General features: G+C 66.4%; 14 protein-coding genes. 4 read left to right on the top strand and 10 right to left on the bottom strand.

What is annotated here, in order from left to right:
• Nucleotides 1-77: 77 nt before the first annotated feature.
• Genes JLDANKMP_RS18480 through JLDANKMP_RS18460 form a run of 5 tightly spaced genes read right to left on the bottom strand, consistent with a single transcriptional unit; the run spans nt 78 to nt 5,057 of the window.
• Nucleotides 78-455: a PDZ domain-containing protein gene (locus JLDANKMP_RS18480; RefSeq protein WP_212561831.1), complete on the bottom strand. Its 378-nt coding sequence runs from the start codon at nt 453-455 to the stop codon at nt 78-80.
• Between the two features lie 16 nt (nt 456-471).
• A complete protein-coding gene (locus tag JLDANKMP_RS18475) occupies nt 472-1,689 on the bottom strand; it encodes an FtsX-like permease family protein (RefSeq protein WP_005411120.1) in 1,218 nt (405 codons plus the stop codon).
• A 20-nt stretch (nt 1,690-1,709) separates the two neighbouring features.
• Complete coding sequence (locus JLDANKMP_RS18470; RefSeq protein ID WP_043035642.1) at nt 1,710-3,008, bottom strand: ABC transporter permease; 1,299 nt, start codon at nt 3,006-3,008, stop codon at nt 1,710-1,712.
• 10 nt (nt 3,009-3,018) lie between these two features.
• A complete protein-coding gene (locus JLDANKMP_RS18465; protein WP_005411118.1) occupies nt 3,019-3,744 on the bottom strand; it encodes an ABC transporter ATP-binding protein in 726 nt (241 codons plus the stop codon).
• Between the two features lie 35 nt (nt 3,745-3,779).
• Nucleotides 3,780-5,057, bottom strand: coding sequence for an efflux RND transporter periplasmic adaptor subunit (locus JLDANKMP_RS18460; protein WP_111113588.1), 1,278 nt, complete (start codon nt 5,055-5,057; stop codon nt 3,780-3,782).
• Nucleotides 5,058-5,260: 203 nt separating this feature from the next.
• Here JLDANKMP_RS18460 and glmS point away from each other — a divergent pair, with 203 nt between their 5' ends.
• Nucleotides 5,261-7,099, top strand: coding sequence for a glutamine--fructose-6-phosphate transaminase (isomerizing) (gene glmS, locus JLDANKMP_RS18455; protein ID WP_212561807.1), 1,839 nt, complete (start codon nt 5,261-5,263; stop codon nt 7,097-7,099).
• A gap of 446 nt (nt 7,100-7,545) precedes the next feature.
• Complete coding sequence (locus tag JLDANKMP_RS18450) at nt 7,546-7,977, top strand: CBS domain-containing protein (protein ID WP_005411115.1); 432 nt, start codon at nt 7,546-7,548, stop codon at nt 7,975-7,977.
• 67 nt (nt 7,978-8,044) lie between these two features.
• On the opposite strand, the gene JLDANKMP_RS18445 is transcribed toward JLDANKMP_RS18450, so the two are convergent.
• Both JLDANKMP_RS18445 and gloA read right to left on the bottom strand, forming a co-directional pair.
• Nucleotides 8,045-8,473 (bottom strand): VOC family protein, encoded by a 429-nt coding sequence (locus JLDANKMP_RS18445; protein ID WP_005414534.1) that lies wholly within the window; start codon nt 8,471-8,473, stop codon nt 8,045-8,047.
• Nucleotides 8,474-8,567: 94 nt separating this feature from the next.
• Nucleotides 8,568-9,086 (bottom strand): lactoylglutathione lyase, encoded by a 519-nt coding sequence (gloA, locus tag JLDANKMP_RS18440; RefSeq protein ID WP_005411113.1) that lies wholly within the window; start codon nt 9,084-9,086, stop codon nt 8,568-8,570.
• 125 nt (nt 9,087-9,211) lie between these two features.
• Between gloA and JLDANKMP_RS18435 the strand changes: the two genes are divergently transcribed.
• Complete coding sequence (locus JLDANKMP_RS18435; RefSeq protein ID WP_005411112.1) at nt 9,212-10,324, top strand: PLP-dependent cysteine synthase family protein; 1,113 nt, start codon at nt 9,212-9,214, stop codon at nt 10,322-10,324.
• Between the two features lie 138 nt (nt 10,325-10,462).
• On the opposite strand, the gene JLDANKMP_RS18430 is transcribed toward JLDANKMP_RS18435, so the two are convergent.
• Nucleotides 10,463-10,867 (bottom strand): hypothetical protein, encoded by a 405-nt coding sequence (locus tag JLDANKMP_RS18430; protein WP_044570892.1) that lies wholly within the window; start codon nt 10,865-10,867, stop codon nt 10,463-10,465.
• A gap of 170 nt (nt 10,868-11,037) precedes the next feature.
• Between JLDANKMP_RS18430 and JLDANKMP_RS18425 the strand changes: the two genes are divergently transcribed.
• Nucleotides 11,038-13,068 (top strand): M3 family metallopeptidase, encoded by a 2,031-nt coding sequence (locus tag JLDANKMP_RS18425; RefSeq protein ID WP_212561806.1) that lies wholly within the window; start codon nt 11,038-11,040, stop codon nt 13,066-13,068.
• Nucleotides 13,069-13,235: 167 nt separating this feature from the next.
• Here JLDANKMP_RS18425 and JLDANKMP_RS18420 read toward each other — a convergent pair whose 3' ends face one another.
• A complete protein-coding gene (locus tag JLDANKMP_RS18420; protein WP_012481308.1) occupies nt 13,236-14,039 on the bottom strand; it encodes an SDR family oxidoreductase in 804 nt (267 codons plus the stop codon).
• Nucleotides 14,036-14,602, bottom strand: coding sequence for a DUF1415 domain-containing protein (locus JLDANKMP_RS18415; protein ID WP_012481307.1), 567 nt, complete (start codon nt 14,600-14,602; stop codon nt 14,036-14,038). The genes JLDANKMP_RS18420 and JLDANKMP_RS18415 overlap by 4 nt, the downstream gene beginning before the upstream one ends.
• Nucleotides 14,603-14,622 lie beyond the last annotated feature (20 nt).

Raw genomic sequence — 14,622 nt, 5'->3', positions numbered from 1 at the left:
GTGTCCACGCACCGGGAGAGCCCGGCGCCACCCATCAAGCATAGCCAAACCTGTGGCCGTGCAGGAGCGGATGATGCTCAGCGCCCGGGTGGGGCTGGCGGAGGTGGTTGCGCGGGTGGTGGCGGGACCTCCATTGCCTGTCGCCACGCAGCGGCGTTGACCGCCACCGTCAGTTCGCGCTTGTCGCGGCGCAGCAACAGATAGGCGCTGGCCGCGTGGGAATGGCGCAGTGCCTCGGCCAGATGTTCAACCCGGCGCACCGCCGTGTCGTCCACGCGGAGGATGCGATCGCCACTGCGCACGCCGAAGCGCACTTCCGGGCTGGCGGCCTCCACATGCACCTGGCCTTCGGTCGAGCGCAGCGACAGCCGCGCTCCATCGCGGCGCCATTCCAGCGTCTGTGCGCTGCCACCACCGGCCAGCGCCGGCAGGGGCAGGAGCAGCATCAGGCACATCGCGCAGGCACGCATCTCACGCGCCCCGCGTGGCGACCGCAGGCGGTACCGCCGCCGCACGCCGTGCCGGACCGAACACCGCAATCTGGCCCAGTATCCACAGCAGCAGCGCACCCAGCGGCAGGTAGTACAGCGGCATGCGCGGCAGCTCGTACAGGTTCATCAGGGCCAGGTTGATCGCGTACGCCGCCAGCATGCCCAGCACGATGCCCAGCGAGGCCAGCAGGAAGTTCTCGGTCTGGAAGTAGCGCAGGATCTGCCCGCGGGTGGCGCCCAGCGCACGGCGGATGCCGATCTGCTTGCTGCGCTGCTGCACCCAGAAGCTGGCCAGGCCGATGATGCCCAGCGCAGTGACCACCAGCAGCGAGATGCTGACGGTGATCAGCAGGCCGACCATCGCGCGGTCGTTCTTGAAGAAGTCCTTGCGCTGGTCTTCATAGGTCAGCTTGTCGCGCATCAGGCGGTTGGGGTCGTTGCGCTCCAGCGCGGCGGCACCGGCATCGAGCACCTCCTGGCGGCGTTCCGGCGAAGTGCGCAACACGTACGTGCCACCCTTGTCGAAGCTGACCCGGATCGGCAGCAGCATCGAGTTGGTCCAGTTGTCATTCCAGCCATTGGGCGTGCTGAGCGTGTCGACGATGCCGACCACATGCAGCGACTGCTTGCCCATGTAGTAGGTCTTGCCCAGGGCGCTGCCGTTGGGCTCCATCTTGGCGGCGGTGGCCTGGGTGAGGATGACCGGGATGGCCTTTTCCTTGGCGCCACCCTTGCTGACGTCTTCGAAGTTCTGGTACTCGTCGGGCAGGAAATCGCGGCCGGCGATCAGATTGATGCCCATCGTGGCCAGCCCGTTCTCGGACAGGGTGTACATCGAGGCGTTGGTGGTCGGCCGTTCCTGGTCGATCACCCGCGAGATGCTGCTGCTGGAGGAGCCGTTGCGGAAGGGAACCTGGTTGATGATGGTGACGTTGCTGACGCCGGGAATCGCGCGCAGCGATGCCAGGTCCTCGCGGGTGCGGGACATGGCGTCGGTCTGCTTGCCGATGCCGCTGACGCGCAGCATCACCAGTTCGCTCTCGGCGATGCCGCTTGGCATGCTGATTTTCTCCACGCGCTGGCTGACCAGGAACAGCGCGTTGCAGACGATGGCGCAGGTCAGTGCGACTTCCAGCACGATCAGGGCGGCAGCGGTCTTGTGCCGGCGCAGCGTGCTGAGGATGGGGCGGATGTCCATGGGCGTCCTCGTTCGGGTGCTTACTGCGACTTGAGCTGGATGGCCGGGGTGACCTGCATCGCGCGCCAGGCGGGCAGGAATCCGGCGGCGAGGCTGGCGAACAGGGTCAGGCCCAGCGCGAGCAGCAGCATGTTGCCGTCCAGGTGGGCCAGCTTTGCGTATTCCACCGGCTGCTGGCGCACCGCGAACAGGCCAAGCAGGGCCAGGCCGATACCCAGCACGCCACCGACCACGCCCACCGCGCCGGCTTCCACCAGGCACTGCAGGAAGATCTGGCCACGGCTGGCGCCGAGTGCACGGCGCACGCCGATCTCACCACTGCGGCGCAGGAACTTGGCCAGCAGCAGGCCTACCGTGTTGACCAGGCAGACACCGAGGAAGCCCAGCGCCAGCCACAGCTGCAGGCGCACGTCGCTGGGCACGGCACCATTGAAGTCCAGCCATTCCATCACGGTGCGCAGGCGCACGTTCGGGGGATGCTTGAAGCGGCCGGCCTCGCGCTGCTGGGTCGAATAGTTCTCCAGGTAGCGGCGGTAGTCGCCGGCCTTGGCCGGGTCCATTTCCACCCAGTACTGCAGCCACGCGCAGGGTGCATTGAGCGAGTAGCTGTTGCCGTCGGGGTTTTCGCCGAAGCAGTTCATGTTGCCGTTGTTGCCGAGCTTCAGGTCGAACGAGGTGGAGATCGGCAGCAGCAGGTCTTCGTTCTTGCCGTAGCTGCCGGTGGTCAGGTCGTAGAAGTGCGGCTCCGGGCTCCATTCCTTCATCACGCCGACGATGCGGTAACTCTGGCCTTCCATGCGCAGGTCGCGGCCCACGCTGTTGGCGCCCTGGTACAGCTTGTCGTTGAGCGCCTTGGAGATGACCACCACGCGTGCGCGGCCTTCATCGTCCTCGCGCGTCCAGGGGCGGCCGTACTGCATGGGCACCTCGAACATCGGGAAGAAGTCGGCCGAGGTCCAGCGGGTGTCGATGCTGAAGGGCTTGAGCGTGCTGTTGTCCGGTTCGATGGTGCCGCCGCCGCCGCTCATCAGCGCCTGGCGCTCGCCCTTGGCCTCGCGCAGCAGCGCTTCACCGTCGAAGCGGGTCAGCTGGGTTTCCGGTTCCTCGCCGGCGACATAGGCGCCGGTCGCGGCATCGAGCTGCACGTAGAACAGGCGGTCGCTCTTGCCGGGAATCGGGTCGCCGGACAGCACGTGGAATACGGTCAACGTGGTCATCGAGGCGCCGATGCCGAGCGCGATGGCGATCACCATCAGCGCGGTCAGGACCTTGTTGCGGCGGAAACTGCGCGCCGCCAATCGGGCGTAGTAGGCGAACATGGTCGGGCCCTCACTCGTTGACGGCGACGATGTGGCGCAACGGCGTGGCCAGCACCGGCTCGCGCACCAGGTCGGTCACCTGGCCATCGACGATGTGCACGTTGCGCTGCGCACGCGCGGCCAGTTCCGGGTCGTGGGTGACCATCACGATGGTGGTGCCGGCGGCGTTGATCTCCTCCAGCAGCTCCATCACGCCCCGGGCCATCTGCGTATCCAGATTGCCGGTCGGTTCGTCGGCCAGCAGCAGGCGCGGGCTGCCGGCCAGCGCACGCGCGATGGCCGCGCGCTGCTGCTGGCCACCCGACAGTTCATTCGGATAGTGCTTCATGCGCGAGCCCAGGCCGACCTGGGTCAGTGCCTTCTCGATGCGTTCGCGGCGCTCGTTGGCGCTCATCCTGCGATAGCGCAGCGGAACGTCGACGTTGTCGAACAGGTTCAGGTCGGGGATCAGGTTGAAGCCCTGGAAGATGAAGCCGATCTTCTGGTTGCGCAGGCGGCTGCGGGCGTCGTCGCCCAGCGTGCTCACGTCCTGGCCGTCCAGCATGTAGGTACCGCTGGTGAAGGTTTCCAGCAGGCCGGCGATGTTGAGGAAGGTGGTCTTGCCGGAGCCGGAGGGGCCGGTGACCGCGACGAACTCACCTTCCTTGACCTGCAGTTCCAGCGAGCGCAGTGCATGGGTTTCCACCTGTTCGGTGCGGAAGACCTTGGCGACCGAACGCATTTCGAGCATGTACATGGGGTGTCCTCTCTCCAGGATTCAGGTATCAGGTATCAGTTGACGGAGACGCGTTCGGCGTCCTTGAACAGGTCGCTGCCGGAGACCACGATGCGGTCGCCCGGCTGCACACCCGACTTGATTTCCACTTCGCCCAGGCTGCTGACGCCCAGTTCCACCGGACGACGCACGGCGGTGCGGCCATCCATCACGTAGGCCATGCCGTTGCCCTGTTCGACGAACGGGCCGCGCTCGACCTTGAGCACGTTCCTGCGGGTATCGAGCAGCACGCGCACCGACATCCGCTGGCTCTGGCGCAGGCCTTCCGGCTGCGCGCTGGCAAAGCGCACGCGGGCATTGACCTCGCCGTTGACCACTTCCGGCGACACCGCGCTGATCTCGCCCGGGAACGGCTGGCCGTTGCCACCGGTCAGCTGTGCCGGCATGCCGATCGCCAGGTCGCGGGCGAAGCTCTCCGGCACCTTGATCTCGACTTCGAACTTGGACAGGTCGACCACGCCCAGCACCGGGGCATTGGCGGCCAGGTTGGTGGACTGCACCGCCTGCACCTGGCCGACCTGGCCATCGAACGGGGCACGCAGCGTCAGCGCATCGACCTGGCGCTGTACTTCGGCCACCACCGCCTTCTGGCGATCGGCCAGCAGGCGCTTGTTGCGGGCATCCAGGTCCGCGCCCTGGCTCTGCAGGCGGGCATCGGTGGTGGCGTTGGCCAGGGTGATGTCGGCCTTCTTCAGCGAGTCCTTGGCCTTGGCCAGGTCGATCTGCGGCACCGCCCCGCCGTCGTAGCCGCGCTGGTAGCGCTGCAGGTCGCGGTCGGCGGCCTGCCGTTCGATGGTGGCCTGGTCGGTTTCCTTGCGCGACTTGGCGCGAGCCAGGGTGGCGTCCAGCGCGGCACGGCTGGCCTCGGCCTCCAGGCCGGCCAGGGTGGCCTGTTCCTGGGCCAGCTTGCTGCGCAGTTCGGGGCTGTCGATGACCGCCAGCTCCTGTCCCTTCTTCACCACGTCACCGGCGACCACCTTCAGGTCCACAGTGCCCGCAGAGATGGCATACAGGATCGGGCTGTTGGCGGCGATCACGCGGCCGTCAGCGGCGATGTCACGGACCAGGTCGCCCCGCTTCACTTCGGCGATGCGCACGCGGCTGCTGTCGAAGGAGCGGCTGGCGTTGGACCAGGCGTGCACGGCCCAGCCGATGCCGGCGAGCAGGGCGATCGTGCCCAGCGCCGGCCAACGGTAACGGAGCCAGTTGGCGCGCGGAGCGCTGGCCGGAGCGGAGGAAACGATCTGGTCCTGGGCGGAAGTGTCGCGGATCATCGGGTGCGTGCCTGACGGTGGTAGCCAGTACTAAGCACGTAGCGTGCCAACTTTAATTCCTTATGGGTCAAGGGGTTGTGCTTTGATGTGAAGTGTCCGGGTGTCCGCGGACACCTTTCCGGACACTTTCATTAAGCGGACAGGAGGGGGAAGCCGGACACGCAGGCTAGAATGCGACAATCGTCTTCAAGGAAACGCGTGACATGTGTGGAATCGTGGGTGCGATCGCTGATCGCGACGTAGTGCCGGTGCTGATCGAGGGTCTGAAGCGCCTTGAGTACCGTGGTTACGATTCCTCGGGTATCGCGGTGATCGACCATGCCGAGCGGTCGGAGGTGCGTCGCGTGCGTCGTACCGGCCGAGTGTCGGAAATGGCCACGGCGGCCGAGGCCGAGGGCTTCAACGCGGTGCTGGGCATCGGCCACACCCGCTGGGCCACCCACGGTGGTGTCACCGAGGCCAATGCGCATCCGCACATCAGCCAGGGCGTGGCGCTGGTGCACAACGGTATCATCGAGAACCACGAAGAGCAGCGCGAGAAGTTGCGCGCGCTGGGCTACACCTTCGAGTCGCAGACCGATACCGAAGTCATCGCACACCTGATCCACCACCACCTGAAGGATGGCGACGACCTGCTGGTGGCGCTGCAGCACACGGTGAAGGAACTGACCGGCGCCTACGCGCTGGCCGTGGTCAGCCGCGCCGAGCCGGAGCGCTTCGTCTGCGCGCGTATGGGCTGCCCGCTGCTGATCGGCCTGGGCGAAGGCGAGAACTTCGTCGCTTCGGATGTCTCGGCGGTGATCTCGGCCACCCGCAAGGTGATTTTCCTGGAGGAAGGCGATACCGCCGAAATCCGCCGCGATGGCGTGCGCATCTTCGACGAGCATGACCAGGCGGTCGAGCGCGACGTGCATCTGTCGGATGTATCGCTGGCATCGCTGGAGCTGGGCCCGTACCGCCACTTCATGCAGAAGGAAATCCACGAGCAGCCGCGCGCTCTGGGCGACACCATCGAGGCGGCGATCGATGCCGGTGGTTTCCCGGCCGAGCTGTTCGGCAAGAACGCCGAAGTCGTGTTGTCGGGCATCGAGGGTGTGCAGATCATCGCCTGCGGTACCAGCTACTACGCCGGCCTGACTGCACGCTACTGGGTCGAGGCCATCGCCGGCCTGCCGTGCAGCGTGGAGATCGCCAGCGAGTACCGTTACCGCGCTGCCTACGCGAATCCGAAGCACCTGATCGTGACCATTTCCCAGTCCGGCGAAACGCTGGATACGATGGAAGCGCTGAAGTACGCCAAGTCGCTGGGCCACAAGCACACGCTGTCGATCTGCAACGTGCCGGAAAGCGCGATCCCGCGCGCCAGCGAACTGGTCTGCTACACCCGTGCCGGTGCCGAGATCGGCGTCGCTTCGACCAAGGCGTTCACCACCCAGCTGGCGGCGCTGTTCCAGCTGACCGTGGTGCTGGGCAAGCTGCATGGCCGCATCGACGCCGCACAGGAAGCGGACTACCTGGAGCAGCTGCGCTTCCTGCCGGGCAGCGTGCAGCATGCGCTGAACATGGAGCCGCAGATCGCTGCCTGGGCCGAGCGGTTCGCGCGCAAGAGCAGCGCGCTGTTCCTGGGCCGCGGCCTGCACTACCCGATCGCGCTGGAAGGCGCGCTCAAGCTCAAGGAAATCTCCTACATCCACGCCGAGGCCTACCCGGCGGGCGAGCTGAAGCATGGCCCGCTGGCGCTGGTGGACGAGGACATGCCGGTGGTGGTGATCGCGCCGAACGACAGCCTGCTGGAAAAGGTGAAGTCGAACATGCAGGAAGTACGTGCGCGTGGCGGTGAACTTTTCGTGTTCGCCGACCAGGACAGCAACTTCAACGAGTCCGAAGGCGTGCACGTGATCCGTACGCCGCGTCATGCCGGCGTGCTCAGCCCGATCGTGCACACCATTCCGGTGCAGTTGCTGGCCTACCACACCGCGCTGGCGCGCGGCACCGACGTGGACAAGCCGCGCAACCTGGCCAAGAGCGTGACGGTGGAGTAACACCCGTCAGCTCGGTTGGAGGTTGCAAGCGAAGGGGGCCGTGTGGGCCCCCTTTCGTTTGTGCCGGTGGCAGCGGCAAGTGGGACAGTCACAGGGTGTTCTGTCCACCGTCGGCAGCAGGCAATCAATCTTTAACGCGTGGCATCGCGTGTATTCAGCGGCGGTTTCAGCCGCGGTGCCATTCTCTGGATCGTCGGTTGGTTCCCACGACGAACTGTCCCATCGATGCCGGTAGTGACCGATGGTCGCAGTCGTAGAATCGATTTGACCGAGGTCCGGGTTGAGCGGTTGAACCCACCTCGTTCGCGTTGCAGCACGTCGTCTGCCGATCCATTCCAAGCGGCAGCCGGGTGCGCCAGACGTGCGCTGAAAGGTCTGTTCCCGGGGAGGGGGCGTATCGGAAGAGCACACTTTTTGACTTCAGTGACCTGCACCAGGAAACAAGAATGAACGTCCGCGAACTCCTGCAATCCAAGAAAGAAGCTGTCATCACCATCGATGCCGAAGACACCATCGGTGCCGCCGCCCACAAGATGAGCGCGAACAGGATCGCTGCACTGGTGGTGATGAAGGACGATGCCCCGGTCGGCATCATTTCCGAGAAGGACATCGTGCGTACCCTGGCCGACGACGGCCCGCAGGCCGGCCGCCGGGTGATTTCCAGCCTGCCGTCCACCGGCCTGGAGGGCATCGCCCCGGAGGCCACCCTGAAGCAGGCCATGTCGTTGATGACGTACTCGCGGCGCCGTCATCTGATGGTCACCGAAGGCACTCGTCTGGTCGGCATCCTCAGCCTGGGCGACATCGTGAAGAACCTGCTGGGCGAGCTGGAGCTGGAAAAGGCCGTGCTGCAGGACATCTACATGGCCGCCCACTGAGGGCTGCAGCGCTGGAAGCAGAGAAGCCGGGCATTGCCCGGCTTCTTCGTTCACGGCATCGGTGAATTCAGAAAGTGACCTTCACCGAGTCGGCGCTGTAGTTGGCTGGGCCGTGGTAGACCACTTCGATGTTGTTGCCATCCGGGTCGAGCACGAACGCGCCGTAGTAGCCCGGGTGGTAAGGGCGTTCACCGGGCGCGCCGTTGTCGGTGCCGCCGGCGGCGATCGCGGCGGTATGGAAGGCATCGACGGTGGCGCTGTCGCGGGCCTGGAAGGCCAGATGGTGGCGGCCGGTCAGCTGGCCGGCGGCGGCCGTGCTGCTGGCGCTGGAAATGAACAGCTCATCGGCCCAGAAGTAGTCGTCTCCTTCACCGGCGATCGGGATGCCGATCGTATCGAACACCGCCTGGTAGAAGCGGCGGCTGGCCGCCAGGTCGCGCACTACCAGCTGGATGTGGTCGATCAGGCGGCCGCGGTGCAGTTCCATCGTTTCCATACCAACCTCGCAGAAAAAGGGGACGGAGGGGATTAAGTCGCTTCCAGCCCAATAATGCCAGAAACGACTTAATCCCCTCCGTCCCCTTTTCGGGTCAGACGTTGGCGATGATCTCGACCCAGTAGCCGTCCGGGTCCTTGATGAAAGCCAGGTTCTTCATGCGGCCGTCGGTCAGGCGCTTCTGGAAGGTCACGCCCAGATCCTCGAAGCGCTGGCAGGCGGCCTCGATGTCCGGCACCGACACGCAGATGTGGCCGAAGCCGCGCGGGTCGCTGTTGCCGTCGTGGTAGACCGCGCCGTCCTGGGTTTCGGTGCCGTGGTTGTGGGTCAGTTCCAGCACGCCCGGCAGCCCGGCCATCCACAGGCGGCGGGCGTTGTCATCTTCCGGCACCGTGACGTCAGCGGGCACGTAGGCCAGGAAGTACAGGCTGAACTGGGCCTCGGGGAAGTCGCGCTTGTCGATCAGCTGGTAGCCGAGCACGCGGGTGTAGAAGTCCAGCGAAGCGGCAATGTCCTTCACGCGCAGCATGGTGTGGTTGAACACGAAGCCGGTGGTTTCGGCCGGGGCCTGGGCGGCGACGCCGGGAACATCGCGCAGGGCGGGAATGGTCATGGGGGAGGTCCTTCAGACAGGGCCGTTGCCGGCCGGATGGCGCCATTCTACCGGCCAGCACCTGACGGCACTGCGACGTACAATGGCCGGATCGCACCGTTCCGTCCTGACAACGATTGCCCGCCATGTCGCAGCGTGAATGGGTGGCTGCCGCCATCCGCAAGATCGAAGCTGATTTCAACCGTTCCGCCGATACCCACCTGATCCCGCTGGCGCTGCCAGGGTTCGAGGGCATCGACCTGTACCTGAAGGATGAGTCGAGCCATCCCACCGGCAGCCTGAAGCACCGGCTGGCGCGCTCGCTGTTCCTGTATGCGCTGGCCAATGGCTGGTTGCGTGAAGGGCGTCCGGTGATCGAGGCCTCCAGCGGCTCGACCGCCGTGTCCGAAGCCTATTTCGCGCGGCTGCTCGGCCTGCCGTTCATTGCGGTGATCCCGGCCTCCACCTCGCCTGAAAAGATCGCCGCGATCGAGTTCCACGGCGGCCGTTGCCACCTGGTCGAACGTGCCTGCGACCTCAACTGTGATTCGGAAAAGCTGGCCCGTGAAACCGGCGGCCACTTCATGGACCAGTTCACCTATGCCGAGCGCGCCACCGACTGGCGTGCCAACAACAACATCGCCGAGTCCATCTTCAAGCAGATGGCCGAAGAGCCCAGCCCGGTTCCGGAATGGATCGTGTGCAGCCCCGGCACCGGCGGTACCGCAGCGACGCTGGGGCGCTATGTCAGCTATCGCCGGCATGACACCCGCATCCTCTGTGCGGACCCGGAAGTGTCGGTGTTCTTCGATGGCTACAAAGCCGCCGTGGCCGGTGAGCAGGACTGGCGCGGCCTGACCTGCAGCGGTGGCTCGCGCGTGGAAGGCATCGGCCGGCCGCGGGTAGAGGCGAGCTTCATCCCGACCAGTGTCGATGCGATGGTGAAGGTGCCCGATGCGCTGAGCCTGGCCGCGATGCGCCATGTCAGCCGCCAGCTGGGCCGCCGTGTCGGTGGCTCCACCGGCACCAACTTCATCGGTGTGCTGCAGGCGGCGCAGTGGATGCGCGAGGCGGGCCACCAGGGCAGCATCGTCAGCATCCTGTGCGACAGCGGCGAGCGCTACGCGCAGAGCTACTACGACCCGTCGTGGTATGCGCGCCAGGGCATCGATGTCGACGGCGCCGATGCGCAACTGGCGGCGGCGGTGGCCGGGCAGGGACTGCCCGAATTGCCGTGGTGCAGCCTGGAAGCGTTGTAACGCGGCAACGCACGGCCGGCTGTGCGTCGGCTGGGGAGAGTCGACTGTTAGTCGACTGCTCCAGGTTCAGGTCGCGAAAATCCCGCGCTGCGCGCGAAAGTCGACTAACAGTCGACTCTACCCGGTCGCCGGGGCGTCTCAATATCCCGCTGCAGTGAACGCGTCCAGCACCGCGTCGCGCAGTGCATCGGGCAAGGCCTCGATGTCCATCGCGCGATCATCCAGATGCAGGCTCGGGTCCAGGATGCTCGCTCGGCCCTGGGCCAGCGCCTGCAGCCACAGCAGCACGCAGATCACGAACTCGCGCTCATGGCCCAGCCGCAGTTGGCTGGCGCCGCGTTCGATCACCTCGAACGGGTACCACTCCTGGGCGTCGTTGAACGTGCCGCCCTGCTGCAGCACTGCCTGCAGTTGATGCAGGTGACGCTGGGCATCGTCGCCGGCATCGCACAATGCGGCGATCCAGGTCAGTTCGGCCGGGCTGGCGGACAATGCCAGTGACCGGGCCGGTGAGGCGGATGCAACTGCAGCCAGACCTTCCATGTAGGGCCTCGTTCGGTGCGTACCGCTGCGGACTCCCCCGCAGCCAGAGCTTCGGTGCGCGACCGTAAGGCCGACGTGAATGCCGGGCCGTGCCCCCTTGTCAGCCCCGCCTGCCAGCGCCATATCCTGCATGCTGCCCGCCTGCCGGGCCCGTACCCTGGAGATCTGCCGTGACCGTTGCCAACCCCCTGCTCGATTTTTCCGGCCTGCCGCGCTTCGAGGCCATCCGCCCCGAGCACGTGGCGCCGGCGCTGGACGTGCTGCTGGCCGAGGCCGAAGCCGCCGTCAGCGCCGCCGAGCAGGTGCAGCCGGTCACCTGGCAGACCTTCGTTGCCCCGCTGGATGACGCCACCGAGCGCCTGTGGCGCGCCTGGGGTCTGGTCGGCCACCTGCAGGGCGTGGTCAACAGCCCGGAACTGCGTGAGGCCTACAACAGCAACCTGCCGCGGGTGACCCGCTTCGCCAGCGCGCTGGGCCAGAACCTGGCGTTGTACCGGCAGTACCAGACGCTGGCCGCCAGTGCCGAGGCGGCACGCTTCGACGCGGCCCAGCGCAAGGTGCTGGACAACACCCTGCGCGATTTCCGCCTCGGTGGTGCCGAGCTGGCGGCGGAGGCGCAGCAGCGCTTCGCGGCGATCAAGGAAGAACTGTCGGCGCTGTCGGCGAAGTTCTCGCAGAACGTGCTCGACGCTACCGACGCCTGGTCGCTGATCATCGAGGACGAAGCGCGGCTGAAGGGCCTGCCGGAAGACGTGAAGGCCGCCGCGCGTGCCGCAGCACAGAAGGACGGCAAGGCCGGCTGGAAACTGACCCTGCAGATGCCGTGCTACCTGCCGGTGCAGACCTGGGGCGAGGACCGCGACCTGCGCGAGATCCTCTACCGTGCCAGCGCACAGCGTGCGTCCGAATTCGGCGATGAGTCCCTGGACAACAGCGGCAACATCGATCGGATCCTCGCCCTGCGCGCTGAACTGGCCGCGCTGCTCGGCTTCGATTCGTATGGCGATTATTCGGTAGCGACCAAGATGGCGCAGGACCCGGCCGAAGTGCTGGGTTTCCTGCGTGACCTGGCCGCGCGCGCCAAGCCGTTCGCGGCCAGGGACCGGGCCGACCTGGAGCAGTTCGCACGCGAGCAGCTGGGCATCGACAGCCTGCAGGCCTGGGACCTGGCGTTCGCCGCCGACCGCCTGAAGCAGGCCCGTTACAGCTATTCCGAACAGGAAGTGAAGCAGTACTTCACCGAACCGAAGGTGCTGGGCGGCCTGTTCTCGGTGATCGAGCAGCTGTACGGCCTGCGCGTGCAGGAGGACAGCGCACCGGTGTGGCATGACGACGTGCGCTTCTTCCGTCTGGTCGATGCACAGGGCGCGCTGGTCGGCCAGTTCTATCTGGACCTGTATGCGCGCGAGGGCAAGCGTGGTGGCGCGTGGATGGACGATTGCCGCAACCGTCGCGTGCGCGCGGACGCCAGCGTACAGACGCCGCTGGTCTACCTGGTGTGCAACTTCGGCCGCGGTGCCAACGGCAAGCCGGCCACCTTCAGCCACAACGAAGTGACCACGCTGTTCCATGAGATGGGCCATGGCCTGCACCAGCTGCTGACCCGCATCGGTGAGCTGGGCGTGGCCGGCATCAATGGCGTGGAATGGGATGCAGTGGAACTGCCCAGCCAGTTCATGGAGAACTTCTGCTGGGAGTGGGAGCACCTGCAGGCCATGACCGCGCACGTGGACACGGGCGAACCGCTGCCGCGCGGGCTGTACGAGCGCATGCTGGCCGCGCGCAACTTCCACAGCGGCATGGCCACGGTGCGCCAGCTTGAGTTTGGCCTGTTCGACATGCTGTTGCACAGTCAGTTCGAACCGGCGCAGGACAGCGTGCTGGCGCTGCTCGATCGCGTGCGTGCGGAGGTGGCGGTGAACCATCCGCCGGCCTGGAACCGCTTCCCGCACCAGTTCAGCCACATCTTCGCGGGCGGTTACGCCGCCGGCTACTACAGCTACAAGTGGGCCGAAGTGCTCAGTGCCGACGCCTATGCGGCGTTCGAGGAAGCGCCGCAGGCACTGGCCGAGACCGGTGCACGCTTCCGCGATGAGATCCTGTCGCGCGGTGGCAGCCGCCCGGCGGCGGAGAACTTCAAGGCCTTCCGTGGGCGCGCGCCGCAGATCGACGCGCTGCTGCGCCACTCGGGCATGGCGTAAACCGTTGTGGTGGGTGCCAACCCTGGTTGGCACTTCCTGGCAATGGTGCGGACCAAGGTCCGCACCCACCGAGTGAGATGGTGGGGCAACCCTGCATAACCGCTGTGGTGGGTGCCAACCTTGGTTGGCACTTCACCGCCATCCACGCCATGCGTGGATGAGGCGGATCATTCGGCGTAGATCATCTTCCGGGTCATGCCGCCGTCGACGATGAAGTCCTGGCCGGTGCTGAAACCGGACAGCGACGACAGCAGGTACACCGCCAGTGCACCGATATCTTCAGGGCGGCCGACCCGGCCGACCGGATGCTGTGCGTGGTCGATGGCCGAGTACTCTGGTTCATGGCGCCGTGAGGGTGCCTGCCACGCAGTGGTACCGACCCATCCGGGGCTGATGCTGTTCACCCGCACCGCCGGGCCGGCGCTGATCGCCAGCGCATGGGTGAAGGCCACCAGGCCACCCTTGGCCGCCGCATAGGCCTCGCTGTGCGCTTCGGATTGCCAGGCGCGGGTGGAGGCGATGTTGATGATCGCGCCCGCAGCACTGTCCGTCAGCGCCGGCAGCGCGTGCTTGCTGCACAGGAAGGCGCCATGCAGCGACGACAGCCGGCGTTGCCATTCGTGCCAGTCCATGTCCTGCAGCCGCGTGCCGTGCGGCCCGGCGATGCCGGCATTGTTGACCAGCCCGTCGATGTGTCCGAAACGCTGCAGCGCCTCGGCGATGAAGTCGCGCACGCTGGCTTCGTCGGTGATGTCCAAACGCTGGAACGCGGCATCCTCACCGCGCTGCCATTCGTCCAGGCAGGCCTGGCCGGCCTCCCTGTCCAGGTCGCCGATCAGCACGCGTCCGCCGGCACCGAGCACGGCCTGGGCAATACCGCGACCGATGCCATTGGCGCCGCCGGTGACCAGCACCACCTTGCCCGACAGTGGCGCGGCCGGCCATGCGGCAATCGGCGGCACCGTGCTCACGTCAGGTCTTCGCCGCGCAGGCGGCGATGCCAGCCGTCCACGCCGATGCGGTCCAGGGTCTGGATGTTGCGCTCGACGATCACGTCCGGGTCCGGATACACATCCACCGCGCGCGCCACGCTGTCTTCGCGCAGCAGGTGCAGGGTGGGGAAGGGCGCGCGGTTGGTGTAGTTGCTGGCGTCGTCGGCGGCCACGCCCTCGAACTGGTAATCCGGATGGAAGCTGGCCACCTGCAGGATCCCCTGCAGGTCCAGTGCCTCGATCGCCGCATCGGCGTTGTCGAGGAAGTCGTTGTAGTCGAGGAAATCGGTCAGCACCTGCGGATGCACGATCAGCGTCGTGTCGATCTGCTCGGCCGGCGTGTCGCGCAGCAGCACCAGCTCCTCGGCCAGCTGTTCAACCAGCGCTTCTGTCGTGGTCGCATCGCTGAGCACGATGCGGACCTGGTCCTTCACGTATACCGCCTTGGCGAACGGGCACAGGTTCAGGCCGATGACGATGCGCTCCAGCCACAGGCGGGTCGCGGCGATCGGGTCATCGATGGGCAGGTCGGAATCGGTCATGGCGGGCACGTCGGCTGGCG

It is taken from the genome of Stenotrophomonas sp. PE591, assembly GCF_018320795.1.
GTDB lineage: Bacteria > Pseudomonadota > Gammaproteobacteria > Xanthomonadales > Xanthomonadaceae > Stenotrophomonas > Stenotrophomonas maltophilia.
The sequence above is the reverse complement of the archived record's forward strand: the minus strand, read 5'-3'. Positions and strand labels throughout refer to the sequence as shown.

Coding starts and splice junctions, on each gene's coding strand:
- JLDANKMP_RS18480 (WP_212561831.1), bottom strand. CDS start 455: ATGTGCCTGATGCTGCTCCTGCCCCTGCCGGCGCTGGCCGGTGGTGGC.
- JLDANKMP_RS18475 (WP_005411120.1), bottom strand. CDS start 1,689: ATGGACATCCGCCCCATCCTCAGCACGCTGCGCCGGCACAAGACCGCT.
- JLDANKMP_RS18470 (WP_043035642.1), bottom strand. CDS start 3,008: ATGTTCGCCTACTACGCCCGATTGGCGGCGCGCAGTTTCCGCCGCAAC.
- JLDANKMP_RS18465 (WP_005411118.1), bottom strand. CDS start 3,744: ATGTACATGCTCGAAATGCGTTCGGTCGCCAAGGTCTTCCGCACCGAA.
- JLDANKMP_RS18460 (WP_111113588.1), bottom strand. CDS start 5,057: ATGATCCGCGACACTTCCGCCCAGGACCAGATCGTTTCCTCCGCTCCG.
- glmS (WP_212561807.1), top strand. CDS start 5,261: ATGTGTGGAATCGTGGGTGCGATCGCTGATCGCGACGTAGTGCCGGTG.
- JLDANKMP_RS18450 (WP_005411115.1), top strand. CDS start 7,546: ATGAACGTCCGCGAACTCCTGCAATCCAAGAAAGAAGCTGTCATCACC.
- JLDANKMP_RS18445 (WP_005414534.1), bottom strand. CDS start 8,473: ATGGAAACGATGGAACTGCACCGCGGCCGCCTGATCGACCACATCCAG.
- gloA (WP_005411113.1), bottom strand. CDS start 9,086: ATGACCATTCCCGCCCTGCGCGATGTTCCCGGCGTCGCCGCCCAGGCC.
- JLDANKMP_RS18435 (WP_005411112.1), top strand. CDS start 9,212: ATGTCGCAGCGTGAATGGGTGGCTGCCGCCATCCGCAAGATCGAAGCT.
- JLDANKMP_RS18430 (WP_044570892.1), bottom strand. CDS start 10,867: ATGGAAGGTCTGGCTGCAGTTGCATCCGCCTCACCGGCCCGGTCACTG.
- JLDANKMP_RS18415 (WP_012481307.1), bottom strand. CDS start 14,602: ATGACCGATTCCGACCTGCCCATCGATGACCCGATCGCCGCGACCCGC.